The organism is Rhodococcus sp. K11/5, assembly GCF_055193735.1.
The window spans coordinates 3,218,253-3,231,482 of record NZ_CM143721.1 but is presented as its reverse complement, the minus strand read 5'-3'; the positions used below and the strand labels follow the sequence as shown (position 1 = coordinate 3,231,482).

Below are 13,230 nucleotides of genomic sequence, written 5' to 3'. Positions count from 1 at the left end.
CGTGTCCACACGAGAAGACGGCAGAGCAGACGACGAACTACGCCCCATCACCATCACCCGCGGATTCACCTCGCATCCCGCCGGCTCGGTGCTGGTGGAGTTCGGCAACACCCGCGTGATGTGCACCGCGAGCGTCGAGCAGGGCGTGCCGCGGTGGCGCAAGGGATCCGGCCTGGGCTGGCTCACCGCCGAGTACGCGATGCTTCCCGCCTCGACCCACACCCGAAACAGCCGCGAGTCGGTCAAGGGCAAGGTCAGCGGACGCACCCAGGAGATCTCCCGCCTGGTCGGTCGCTCGCTGCGCGCGTGCATCGATCTCGCCGCGATCGGCGAGAACACGATCGCCCTGGACTGCGACGTCCTCCAGGCCGACGGCGGCACCCGCACGGCGGCCATCACCGGCGCGTATGTCGCGCTGTCCGACGCCGTCACCTACCTGCGTGCCCACGATCGTCTGACCGACCCGCAGCCCATCTCGTGCGCCATCGCCGCCATCAGCGTCGGTGTCGTGGACGGACGGGTGCGCCTCGACCTTCCTTACGAGGAGGATTCGCGCGCGGAGGTCGACATGAACATCGTCTCCACCGACACCGGGACCCTGGTGGAGGTGCAGGGCACCGGGGAGGGTGCGACCTTCCCACGCTCCACCCTCGACGCGATGCTCGACGTCGCCTTCACCGGCTGCGAGAAGCTCTTCGCGGTGCAGAAGGAAGCGCTGGCCCTGCCGTATCCGGGTGAGCTGCCCGGTGTCTGAGGTTCGGTTGCTCGTCGCGAGCCGTAACGCGAAGAAGCTCGCCGAACTGCGTCGCGTTCTCGACGCGGCCGAGATCACGGGGATCGCCCTGGTGGGGCTCGACGAGGTCCCGGAGTACCCGGAGCGGCCCGAGACCGGTGCCACGTTCGAGGAGAACGCCCTGATCAAGGCGCGCGACGGCGCAGCGGCCAACGGAATCGCCTGCGTTGCCGACGATTCGGGTATCGAGATCGACGCGTTGAACGGGATGCCCGGAGTGCTGTCCGCCCGGTGGTCCGGCCAGCACGGCGACGACGAGGCGAACACCGACCTGGTTCTCGCGCAGATGGGCGACGTTCCGGACGAGCGCCGCGGGGCCGGGTTCGTGTCGGCGTGCGCTCTGGTGCTTCCCGACGGCACCGAGACGGTGGTGCGAGGGGAGTGGCGCGGAATCCTCGCGCACGAGGCCGTGGGATCGGGCGGTTTCGGTTACGACCCCGTCTTCGTCCCCGAGGGCGAGATGGTCACGGCGGCCGAGCTCACCCCGCAGGAGAAGGACGCGGCGTCGCACCGCGGTCGCGCGCTTCGGATGCTCCTGCCGCAGCTGGCCGCGCTCGCCGACCCGGCCTGACGCCTCTCAGACGACGAAGTCGCGCTGTACCTGACGGGTGCGGCGGTGCTCGATCACGAAGGAGAGCAGCGGAATCGTGCCGGCCAGCATCGTGCCGATGGTGCGCGAGACCGGCCACCGCACCTTGACCGCCAGGTCCAGGGTGAGGATGAGGTACACGAAGTACACCCAGCCGTGGACGATGGCGATCCACGAGGGCAGATCCTCGACACCGAAGATGTACTTGGCGATCATCTCGGCGGTGAGCACGATCAACCAGACACCGGTGGCGTACGCGAGCACGCGGTAGCGCAGCAGCGCCGGCTTGATCCGCGGGTCGTTCTTGCGAGAGTCCACGGCGGGATCGTGCTCGGCGGTGCTCACGTGGTGCTCCTGTCGTTGTCGCGGCCGGCGGTGCGCTCCGCGGAATCGGGATCCAGCTCGGCGAGAAGTCGGTTGTACTCGCGCAGCTGTCGCGCTTCGAGGTCGGTCTCCGGGCCGAGGTCCACGGTGGGCCGCGGCGGCAGGAGGTCGGCGGGGATCTCGGTCACCGGTGCGGACTCGTCCTCGACCGGTTCGTCCTCGCCGCTCTCGAGCTGGACGAAGCGTCGGTAGGCGAAGACCACGAACGCCGCGAAGAGCGGCCACTGCAGGGCGTAGCCGAGGTTCTGACCGGTTCCGGAGGAGGATTCGAAGCGCGCCCACTGCCAGTAGCCGAGGGCGAGACACCCCGCTGCGGCCACGATCACCAGGATGATCAGCGCAGGTCGACGACCGGGAGAGCCGGAGGTGTCGTCGATGTTCACGTTCTCGACGGTACCGGACCGAACCGCGTCGACGACAGCGCGTCGTACCCCCGCGGACGAGGTGAGACGGAGGCCACGAGTGCGCGAGGGGGGACTTGAACCCCCACGTCCTTCGGACACCAGAACCTAAATCTGGCGCGTCTGCCAATTCCGCCACTCGCGCGTAGCGAGGGGAGCTTATCCCACCCCGGCGCCGGTGAACCGTGCCGATCACCGGCGCCGGGGCGGGAGAGTCAGCGCCGCGATCTGCGCTGGTGACGCCACACGCTGTGCCGGAGGGTGGCCGCGTCGACCGGCATCGACGTCGCGGTGTCACGGACCAACGCGTCGATCTCGCCGTCCGTGAGGTCGTCGCCGTCCGTCAGTGTCTGCCGCACGAAGTCACGAACGTGCCCGTTCACCGCCGCGTCGAGCTCCGCACCGCGCCGGGTGAGGAACTGCACCCCGTGGAACAGCGACCAGGACGCCGCGCCGACGCCCGGCACGGAGGTGACGGCGCGGGCCGCGGCCGCGAGGTCGGACTCGTCGCACTCGTACAGATCGTTCGAGTTCTCGATACCCAGGTTCACCAAGGCGGCGGCGACGTCGCGAACCGCGGCCGCCTTGGTCGCGGTCCCACCCGCGACGCGTTGACGATTGCCCAGGATCTCGGTCAGCTCGTCGGCGGAGACGGAGGCGAAGGCCGTCAGGTCGTCGCGGCCGGTGCGGTACGTCCGCCACGCCGAGATCACGCGCCTCACCCCGGTGGTCGCCGAGCCGTAGGCGGCGCGCGGGGAGTAGACGGCGTCCAGCAGGGCGGCCTCGGCATCGCCCGGCCACCCGGGGAACCAGAACGGATGGGTCGCCGCCGGGAGCGTCGTCTCGATCGCGGTGACGAGGCGGTGCAGCGGCGGGGCCAGGGCGGCCGGCGGTTCGATGGTCGCCGCCGATTCGGTGGTCGCGTCGGTGATGGTGTCGGTCATGGTTCCCCCCGGAACGTGTCGGTGCCCCCGCGGCCTCGCGTGGGCTGTCGGGACAGTAGGACGCGGCTCCGACAGGGACCGTTCCCGCGCCGTTGCACCCCGTGCCTCCCGGTGTGATCTGTGTAACAACCAAGCTGCGGTGAATCCGAGGATCACCTCATGTTCGCGGGCTCCGCATACGCCTTCGGCCTGCGCCGATCTTCCCTACTATTCGGTCAGGTCGAGCGGCTCGTCGGCGGGGCGAATTCGACGTACTCGCTGGTAGCACTAGGACGTCATAGCGAACGTGAGGAATTCCTCATGATTCTGTGACACCCTTTCCTCACGAGATGACGAGCGGTCTGTTCGCTCGCGCATCGAGCCGCAACGACCCCGACGTGCCTCGCGACCCGAGGTGACCAGGAGAGGACACGCACGCGTGACGATCAACGAGAGCACACCCCACGGCCGCCCACGTTCGACCGACCGATCGCAGTCGCTCGCCGAGCAGCTCGCCGACGGAACGCCGTACGCCGTGGCGTTCGGTGGACAGGGCGCCCCGTGGCTGCCCACTCTCGAGGAGCTGACGCGTGACTGCGCCCTCGAGCCGCAGATCACCGAGCTGATCAACACCTCCGCCCGCGCCCTCGAGCCCGTCTCGCAGGAACTGCTGGTCGTGCGTCCGCTCGGATTCGATCCGATCGCCTGGATGCTCGAGCAGGAACTCGCCGACGATCCCACCGCCGGACCGTCCGACGCCGCGCTCGCCTCCGCCGCCGTGTCGGTCCCCGGTGTGCTGCTGACCCAGATCGCCGCACTGCGCGCCCTCGCCGTCCAAGGCCTCGACTACACGGTCACCCCGCCCGTCGTCGCCGTCGGACACTCGCAGGGCGTCCTCGCCGAGCAGGTGGTCGCCGATCGTGGCCACAGCGATGCGGAACTGCTCGCCGTCGCCCAGCTCATCGGTGCCGCCGCCGGTCTCGTCGGCCGCCGCCGCGCCCTCATCGGATCCGGTGACCGTGCCCCGATGGTCTCGGTGTCCGGCGTCGATCCGGAGCGCCTGCAGACCATCGTCGACGAGATCGCCGGCGACGACGCCACCACCTCTGCCGTCGTGGCGATCCGCAACGGCCGTCGCCGTGTCGTGCTGAGCGGTCCCTACGCCAAGCTGGTCCGCATCCAGCAGCGCTGCGAGGAGATCTCCGATCAGGAGAGCCGCGAGCGCGACGCCAAGAAGCGCGGCGGCGCCATCTTCTCGCCGGTCTTCGAGCCCCTCGACATCGAGGTCGGCTTCCATCACCCGCAGATGGCCGAAGCCGTCGAGACCGTCACGGCCTGGGCCGATCGATGTGGTTTCGACGTCGAGCGCGCCACCACCCTCGCCCGCAAGATTCTCGTCGACCCCGTGGACTGGGTCGAGTCGGTCGAATCCGTCGTCGCCGCCGGCGCGGCCTGGGTCCTCGACCTCGGCCCCGGTGAGGCTCTCGTCCGCCTCACCGCGTCGAACCTGCGTGGACACGGCATCGGCGTCGTCGCGGCCTCCACCCGCACCGGCCACCGCAACCTCCTGACCCCCGGCGCAGCCCCCGAGGTCGAGCGTCCGTGGAGCGAATTCGCCCCGCGTATCGTCGAACTCCCCAACGGGTGGAAGGGCGTCGAGACCACGTTCACGACGCTCACCGGTCGCTCGCCGATCCTGCTGGCCGGCATGACGCCGACCACGGTCGACCCGGCCATCGTCGCCGCGGCCACCAACGCCGGCCACTGGGCCGAGCTCGCCGGCGGCGGTCAGGTGACCGAGGAGATCTTCGCCGGTCACGTCGAGCAGCTGAAAGAACTGCTCGAGCCTGGCCGCAGTGTGCAGTTCAACTCGCTGTTCCTCGATCCGTACCTGTGGAAGCTCCAGCTCGGCGGCAAGCGCCTCGTACAGAAGGCGCGCACGGCGGGTGCTCCCTTCGACGGTGTCGTCGTCACCGCCGGCATCCCCGAGCTCGAGGAAGCCGTCGCACTCATCGAGGAGCTGACCGAGGTCGGCATCAGCCACGTGTGCTTCAAGCCCGGCACCGTCGCGCAGATCCGGGCGGTCATCCGCATCGCCAACGAGGTCCCGGACTACCCGGTCATCGTCCACATCGAGGGCGGCCGCGCCGGCGGTCACCACTCCTGGGAAGACCTCGACGATCTGTTGATCGCGACGTACGCCGAACTGCGCGCCCGTGACAACATCGTCATCTGCGTCGGCGGCGGCATCGGTACCCCCGAGCGCGGCGCCGACTACCTCACCGGCCGCTGGTCCGAGGACGCCGGTTTCCCGGCCATGCCGCTCGACGGCATCCTCATCGGCACCGCGGCCATGGCCACCCTCGAGGCGACCACCTCGCCGGAGGTCAAGCAGCTCCTCGTCGACACCCCGGGAACGCCCGACTGGGTCGGCGCCGGAACTGCCACCGGCGGCATGGCGTCGGGCCGCAGTCAGCTCGGCGCCGACATCCACGAGATCGACAACGCCGCCTCGAAGACCGGACGCCTGCTCGACGAGGTCGCCGGCGACGAAGAGGCCGTGGCCGCGCGCCGCGACGAGATCATCGCCGCCCTCGACTCCACCGCGAAGCCGTACTTCGGCGACGTCGAGTCGATGACGTACCTGCAGTGGCTCCAGCGCTACCTCGAGCTGGCCATCGGCTCGGACATCGCGCGTGACTTCGACACCGGCGGCGACATCTCCGACGCCTACACCGAATCCACCACCTCGCCGTGGCTGGACGTCACCTGGCGCGTGCGCTTCCGCGAACTGCTCCAGCGCGCCGAGGCTCGGCTGCATCCCGTGGACCGCGGACCCGTCCCCACCCTGTTCGCCGACGACGCCGTCCTCGACCGGCCCGCCGCCGCACTGCGCACGCTGCTCGGCAGCTACCCCGACGCCGGCGACGTGCGGCTGCACCCGGCGGACATCCCGTTCTTCTTCTCCGTCTGCCGCCTCCCCGGCAAGCCCGTCAACTTCGTTCCCGTCGTGGACAAGGACGTGCGGCGCTGGTGGCGCAGCGATTCGCTGTGGCAGGCCCACAGTGCGCGCTACTCGGCCGATCAGGTGTGCGTCATTCCCGGCACCGTCGCCGTGGCCGGCATCGATCGCGTCGACGAGCCCGTCGGTGATCTGCTGAACCGCTTCGAGAAGGCCACCGCGGACCGCCTCCTGGCGGACGGCGCCGACGTCACGCCCGTCGCGACGCGCCGCAACCCGGCCGTCGCCGGCGGCCTGATCGGCATCGTGCTCTCCGCTCCGGACATCACCTGGGCGTCGCGGTTGGCCCCGAGCCCGGTGCGCCGCCTCGGCGCGCTGTCCGAGTGGACCGTCGAGACCGATTCGCGCGCAGTGCATTCGCGCACCGGAGCCTCGCTCACCGTGCTGGACGACGATCACGTCGCACTGTCCGTACCCCTGTCGCCGGGCAAGACCGTCGACATCCGCATCACCGTCCCGGCCTCCGCCGTGGACGGCGGTGCTCCGCTGGTCACTGCCGACGACGCCGAGTCCGCGATGTCCGCGCTGCTCGGAGTCGCTGCGGGACAGGACCTTCCGGCCGTCAAGAACGGCGCCGCGCGGCTGAACATCGCGTGGTCGCCGGATCTGGTCGCCGACCACGCCGGCGTCACCGGTGCGGGTCTGCCCGCCTCCTTCGGCATGGGCAACTCGGCGGTCCCCGACGTTCTCGTCGGTGCCTGCTGGCCCGCCGTGTTCGCTGTGCTCGGTTCCGCTCGCACGCCGGGTGCCGATTCCCTCGGTGTCATCGAGGGCATGCTCGACCTGGTCCACCTCGATCACCGCATCGACATCAGCGGCGAACTTCCCGATCACCACAGCATTCTCGTGGTGAAGGCCCGGTCCGGCGAGGTCGTCGACACCGATCTCGGCCGCGTGGTCGAGGTGTCCGTCGAGATCGGCGCCATGCTCGGCGAGGGCCTCGACGCCCCCGTCGTCGCCACCCTGGTCGAGCGGTTCGCGATCCGCGGCCGTACCGGAGCCGGTTCGCTGTCCGACCCGGCCCGCGCCGGCGGCGCCGTGACCGACGCCGCCGTGGAGACCCCGCGTCGTCGTCGCCGCGACACCACGGTGATCGCTCCGCGGCACATGGCCGCGTTCGCTCAGGTGTCCGGGGACCACAACCCCATCCACACCTCCGACGCCGCCGCCCGCCTCGCCGGCCTCGGCAGCCCGATCGTGCACGGGATGTGGCTCTCGGCCGCGGCCCAGCAGGCCGTCATCGCCGACGATCCGGAGTCCACGACGCCCCCGCGTCGCCTCACCGCCTGGACCGCTCGCTTCCTCGGCATGGTGCGCCCCGGCGCGACGATCGACGTGCGCGTGGACCGCGTCGGCTACGACGCCGGCGCCGAGATCGTCGAGGTCTCCTGCAAGGTCGACGGCGACATGGTCATGATGGCCACCGGTCGCACCGCCGCTCCCAAGACGGTCTACGCCTTCCCCGGGCAGGGCATCCAACAGCCCGGGATGGGCCTCGACGCCCGCGCCCGCTCCAAGGCCGCACGCGAGGTCTGGGAGCGTGCGGACAAGCACACCCGGTCGGCCCTCGGCTTCTCCATCCTGGCCGTGGTCCGCGACAACCCGACCGAGCTGCGCGCTCGCGGCGTCGTCCACCGCCACCCCGACGGCGTTCTGCACCTGACGCAGTTCACCCAGGTCGCCATGGCGGTCCTCGGTGTCGCGCAGGTGGCCGAGCTCCGGGAATCCGGTGCGTTCGTCGAGGATTCGATCCTCGCGGGCCACTCCGTCGGTGAGTACAACGCACTCGCGGCCGTCGCCGGCGTGCTCCCGCTCGAAGCCGTCCTCGAGGTCGTCTTCCAGCGCGGTTCGGCCATGCATCAGCTGGTTCCGCGAGATGCGAAGGGACGCAGCGACTACCGCATGGCGGCGATCCGTCCGTCGCAGATCGGGCTCGCGGACGAGGACGTCGTCTCGTTCGTCGAGGCCGTCGGTGAGCGCAGTGGCGAATTCCTGCAGGTGGTCAACCTCAACCTGCGTGGCTCGCAGTACGCCATCGCCGGCACGGTGGCCGGGCTCGAGGAACTCGAGAAGGAGATCGACGAGCGTCGGGCCGCATTCGGTGGCAAGCGCGCGTTCATCGTGGTCCCCGGCATCGACGTCCCGTTCCACTCCACGGTGCTGCGCGGCGGTGTCGACGACTTCCGTGAGCGTCTGCTCGATCTGCTGCCCGCCGAGATCGATCCGTCGATCCTGGTCGGCCGCTACATCCCCAACCTGGTGCCGCGACTGTTCTCACTCGATCGCGACTTCGTCCAGGAGATCTCGGATCTGGTTCCGTCCGAACCGCTTCGGGGCGTTCTGGGGGACTGGGACAGCTGGGCCGCGCGCCCGTCGGACCTGTGCCGCGTGGTGCTGACCGAGCTGCTGGCCTGGCAGTTCGCCAGCCCGGTCCGCTGGATCGAGACGCAGGACCTGCTCTTCGCCGACGAGGCCGACGGCGGACTCGGTGTCGAGCGCTTCGTCGAGGTGGGTCTCGGATCCATGCCGACGGTCGCCAACCTGGCGAAGAACACGCTCAAGCTTCCGGGCCGGGTCGGCCACCCGATCGAGGTCCTCAACATCGAGCGCGACGCGCAGGTGGTCTTCGCGACGGACACCGATCCGGAGATCGTCGAGGACGAGCCGGCCGATGCGCCGGCCGATCCCGTCGCCGCCGCGGCTCCCGCTGCACCGGCCGCACCCGCGGCCCCGGCCGCCGCACCCGCCGGTGGACCCCGTCCGGACGACATCGCGTTCACCGCGTCGGACGCCACCACCATCCTCATCGCGCTGTGGACCAAGCTCCGCATGGACCAGATCGGCCCCGCCGACACCATCGAGGCCCTGTGCGACGGCGTGTCCTCGCGCCGCAACCAGCTGCTCGTCGACCTCGGTTCCGAGCTCTCGCTCGGTGCCATCGACGGTGCGGCGGACGCGGACATGGGTGCGCTCGCCGGCACTGTGAACAAGCTCGCCCGCACCTACCGGCCCTACGGCCCGGTGCTCAGCGATTCGATCAACGACCACCTGCGCAAGGTCTTCGGACCGTCGGGTCGGCGTCCGGCCTCGATCGCCGAGCGGGTCACGAAGGTATGGCAGCTCGGCGACGGGTGGGCCCATCACGTCACGGCCGAGGTGGCCCTGGGCACTCGGGACGGTGCGTCCATCCGCGGCGGCGACCTCGGCGGTCTCGCCGACGGATCGGTGGCCGACGGTGCCGCGGTCGACGCGATCGTCGACGCCGCGGTGTCCGCGGTCGGTCAGCGTCGCGGCATCCAGGTGACCATGCCGTCCAGCGGCGGCGGCGGTGGCGGCGGAACCGTCGACGCGGCCGCGCTCGGCGAGTTCACCGAGAACATCACCGGTCGCAGCGGCGTACTTGCCTCCGCCGCCCGGTTGGTGCTCGAGCAGTTGGGCTTCGCGGAGGCCGAGAGCATCCCCGAGTCCGACGGCAGTGCAGCGGAACTGGTCGATCTGGTCTCGTCCGAGCTCGGTTCCGACTGGCCTCGCCTGGTCGCGCCGTCGTTCGACGCGAAGCGGGCCGTGCTGATCGACGATCGCTGGGCCACGGCCCGCGAGGATCTCGCCCGGCTGTGGATCGGCGACGAGCGGGCCCGGGCCCTGGCCGTCGACGCCTTCGCCGGAACCGGCGATGCCGTTGCCGCGCAGGCACAGTGGTGGCAGCAGCGCGCCGAGAGCAACGGGCTCGCGGACCTCGCGAACACCTACGGATCGATCGCCGCGTCCGCCGCGTCGACCACCGAGGACTCGACCCGCTGGGCGGGCGAGGTCGCCGTGGTCACCGGAGCGAGCAAGAACTCGATCGCCGCGGCGGTCACGGGTGAACTGCTGGCCGGGGGAGCGACGGTGTTCCTCACGACCTCGCGCCTGAACGACGAGCGACTCGGGTTCTACCGCGACCTCTACCGCACGCACGCCACCGCGGGTGCCGCCCTCTGGGTGGTTCCGGCCAACATGGCGTCGTACGCGGACGTCGATGCGCTCATCGACTGGATCGGCGGCGAGCAGATCGACTCCGCCGGTGGCGCGAAGACCCTCGTCAAGCCGGCCATGACCCCGACGATGCTGTTCCCGTTCGCAGCACCGAGAGTGGCGGGCGAATTGTCCGACGCCGGAGCTCGGGCCGAGATGGAGATGCGCGTGCTTCTCTGGTCGGTCGAGCGTCTCATCGGCGGTCTGTCGACGATCGGCAGCGACCGCGACGTCGACTCCCGGCTGCACGTCGTCCTCCCGGGTTCGCCCAACCGCGGGCTCTTCGGCGGCGACGGTGCGTACGGCGAGTCCAAGGCCGCGCTCGACGCCATCGTGAACCGCTGGAAGGCCGAGCGCACCTGGGCCGACCGCGTCACGCTGGTCCACGCCCGCATCGGCTGGGTCCGAGGCACCGGCCTCATGGGTCACAACGATCCCGTCGCCAACGCGGCCGAGGCCGCCGGCGTGCGGACCTGGTCCACCGCCGAGATGGCGTCGCAGTTGCTCGCCACCTGCGACGAGGACTCCCGCGAATCGGCTCTGCGGGAACCGATTCAGGTCGACCTCACCGGCGGACTCGCCGAGGCCGGGCTGGATCTGGCCGCGCTGGCCAAGCAGGCCCAGGACGAGGCCGTCGCGGACGAGGCGGTGTCCGAGGATCTCCCCACGGTCGACGCACTCCCCGCGCCGCCGCGGCTCGACGAGAAGTTGGACGCGCCCTCCTGGCCCGCGTTGGACGTCGATCCGTCGGAGCTCGTGGTCATCGTCGGCACCGGCGAGCTCGGACCGTACGGCAGTGCGCGTACCCGGTTCGAGATGGAGGTCGAGGAGAAGCTCTCGGCTGCAGGCGTTCTGGAGCTCGCGTGGAACACCGGACTGGTGGTCTGGGAGAACGATCCCAAGCCGGGCTGGTACGACGTCGAGTCCGGCGACCTGGTTCCCGAGGCGGAGATCGCGGAGCGGTACCACGACATCGTGGTCGAGCGCTGCGGCATCCGCCGGTACGAGGACGACGGCGCCATGGTGAACAACAGTGCGCCGCTCATGACCTCGGTGTACCTGGACAACGACCTGACGTTCGTCGTCGGCAGCGAAGCGGAGGCCCGCGCCTTCGTCGGTGCCGACCCCGAGCGCACCGTCGTCGGACAGTCGGCCGACGGTGACTGGCAGGTGACCCGCAAGGCGGGCACCGAGATCCGGGTTCCGCGTCAGATGAAGCTCACCCGCACCGTGGGTGGTCAGATTCCGACCGGGTTCGATCCGACCACGTGGGGCATCTCGCCCGACATGGCGGCGTCGGTGGACCGGGTCGCGTTGTGGAACATCGTCTGCACCGTCGACGCGTTCATCACCTCGGGCTTCAACCCGTCCGAGCTGATGCGCTGGACGCACCCGTCGCTGGTCGCCAACACCCAGGGCACCGGCATGGGCGGCATGGAGTCGATGCGCTCGCTGTACATCGACACCCTGCTCGGCGACGCTCGGGCGAACGACATCCTGCAGGAGGCGCTGCCCAACGTGGTTGCGGCCCACGTGGTCCAGTCGTACGTCGGGTCCTACGGTGCGATGGTCCACCCGGTCGCGGCGTGCGCCACGGCGGCGGTGTCCGTCGAGGAAGGTGTCGACAAGATCCGGCTCGGCAAGGCCACCTTCGTGGTCGCCGGCGGCTTCGACGACCTGAGCACGGAAGGCATCATCGGCTTCGGTGACATGTCGGCCACCGCCGACTCGGCCGCGATGCACGCCAAGGGCATCAGCGATCGCCGGTTCTCCCGGGCCAACGATCGTCGGCGCGGCGGATTCGTCGAATCCCACGGCGGCGGAACGGTTCTGCTGGCGCGCGGTGATCTGGCACTGGAGATGGGTCTGCCCGTCCTCGGTGTCGTCGGATGGGCACAGACCTTCGGCGACGGTGTGCACACGTCGATCCCGGCTCCCGGACTCGGCGCGCTGGGCGTCGGCCGCGGCGGTCCCGACTCGGCCATGGCGCTCGCACTCGGCGCCCTCGGCGTCGGGCCGGACGACATCTCGGTGATCTCCAAGCACGACACCTCGACCAACGCCAACGATCCCAACGAGGCGGAGCTGCACACGCGTCTCGCCAAGGCACTCGGGCGCACGGAGGGCAACCCGCTCTTCGTGATCTCGCAGAAGTCGCTCACCGGACACAGCAAGGGCGGTGCGGCCGCGTTCCAGCTCATCGGTCTCTGCCAGGTCCTCGAACAGGGCGTCATTCCGCCGAACCGCAGTCTCGACTGCGTGGACGACAAGATGACCGAGTTCGAGCACCTCGTCTGGGCGCGAGAGCCGCTGCGCTTCGGGAACCGGTTGCCGCTCAAGGCGGGTCTGCTCACCAGCCTCGGCTTCGGGCACGTCTCCGGTCTCATCGCCGTCGTGCACCCGCAGGCGTTCCTGGAAGCCGTTCCCGCGGAACGACGCGACGAGTACGTGGCCGCGTCCACGGCGCGCAGGATTGCCGGCAAGCGTCGACTGATGGATGCGATGTGCGGCGGATCGTCGCTGTACGAGCGTCCGGAGAACCGTCGTCTCGGCCACGACGGCACGTCGAGCGACGCAAAGCACCAGCTCGAGGTAGACCTGTTGCTCAGCGAGAATTCGCGACTCGGCGCGGACGACGTGTACCGGGTCGCCGGAAACGGAGACGGCAAGTGAGCATTCTCGGGGTAGGTATGGACCTGGTCTCGGTGTCGGAGTTCGGGGAACAGCTCGAACGCGTCGGTACCACGATGGTGCGGGACAGCTTCACCGCCGGTGAACGGCGGCACGCGGCGACCAAGAGTTCGGAGCCCGCGCGGCACTACGCCGCGCGGTGGGCCGCGAAGGAGGCCGTGCTCAAGGCGTGGGCCAGCTCGCGGTTCGCCCGGCCGCCGCAGATCGGCGACAACCCGTACCCGTTGATCGAGGTGGTCAACGATGCGTGGGGTCGGCCCTCGATCAAGCTGCACGGCATGGCGGCGGAGTTCCTGCCGACCGTCAAGATCCACCTGTCGATGACGCACGACGGGGACATCGCCGGAGCGGTCGCCATCCTGGAGGAGTAGCGCCGGCGTAGGCGGGCGAAGCACGGAGAAGAGAGTCAGCGC

General features: G+C 70.1%; 7 protein-coding genes and 1 tRNA gene. 4 read left to right on the top strand and 4 right to left on the bottom strand.

Features of this window, described 5'->3' with window-relative positions; translation table 11 throughout:
- Window position 1: 1 nt before the first annotated feature.
- Both rph and ACY466_RS15190 read left to right on the top strand, forming a co-directional pair.
- On the top strand, window positions 2-754 hold the full coding sequence (gene rph, locus ACY466_RS15195; protein WP_463246269.1) for a ribonuclease PH: 753 nt from the start codon (window positions 2-4) through the stop codon (window positions 752-754).
- On the top strand, window positions 747-1,364 hold the full coding sequence (locus tag ACY466_RS15190; RefSeq protein WP_463246267.1) for a non-canonical purine NTP pyrophosphatase: 618 nt from the start codon (window positions 747-749) through the stop codon (window positions 1,362-1,364). Before rph ends, ACY466_RS15190 begins: the two co-directional genes overlap by 8 nt.
- A 6-nt stretch (window positions 1,365-1,370) precedes the next feature.
- Here the strand turns inward: ACY466_RS15190 and ACY466_RS15185 are convergent, their stop codons facing one another.
- The 4 genes from ACY466_RS15185 to ACY466_RS15170 form a co-directional block, all read right to left on the bottom strand.
- Window positions 1,371-1,727 carry a DUF3817 domain-containing protein gene (locus tag ACY466_RS15185; protein WP_463246265.1) on the bottom strand — a complete coding sequence of 119 codons (357 nt, stop codon included), beginning with the start codon at window positions 1,725-1,727 and terminating at the stop codon, window positions 1,371-1,373.
- A complete protein-coding gene (locus ACY466_RS15180; protein ID WP_463252315.1) occupies window positions 1,724-2,143 on the bottom strand; it encodes a transcriptional regulator in 420 nt (139 codons plus the stop codon). The genes ACY466_RS15185 and ACY466_RS15180 overlap by 4 nt, the downstream gene beginning before the upstream one ends.
- An 86-nt stretch (window positions 2,144-2,229) precedes the next feature.
- A tRNA-Leu gene (locus ACY466_RS15175) sits at window positions 2,230-2,312 on the bottom strand.
- Window positions 2,313-2,382: 70 nt separating this feature from the next.
- A complete protein-coding gene (locus tag ACY466_RS15170; protein WP_463246263.1) occupies window positions 2,383-3,111 on the bottom strand; it encodes a hypothetical protein in 729 nt (242 codons plus the stop codon).
- 418 nt (window positions 3,112-3,529) lie between these two features.
- Here ACY466_RS15170 and ACY466_RS15165 point away from each other — a divergent pair, with 418 nt between their 5' ends.
- Complete coding sequence (locus tag ACY466_RS15165) at window positions 3,530-12,799, top strand: fatty acid synthase subunit beta domain-containing protein (RefSeq protein ID WP_463246261.1); 9,270 nt, start codon at window positions 3,530-3,532, stop codon at window positions 12,797-12,799.
- A complete protein-coding gene (acpS, locus tag ACY466_RS15160) occupies window positions 12,796-13,188 on the top strand; it encodes a holo-ACP synthase AcpS (RefSeq protein WP_463246259.1) in 393 nt (130 codons plus the stop codon). The genes ACY466_RS15165 and acpS overlap by 4 nt, the downstream gene beginning before the upstream one ends.
- Window positions 13,189-13,230 lie beyond the last annotated feature (42 nt).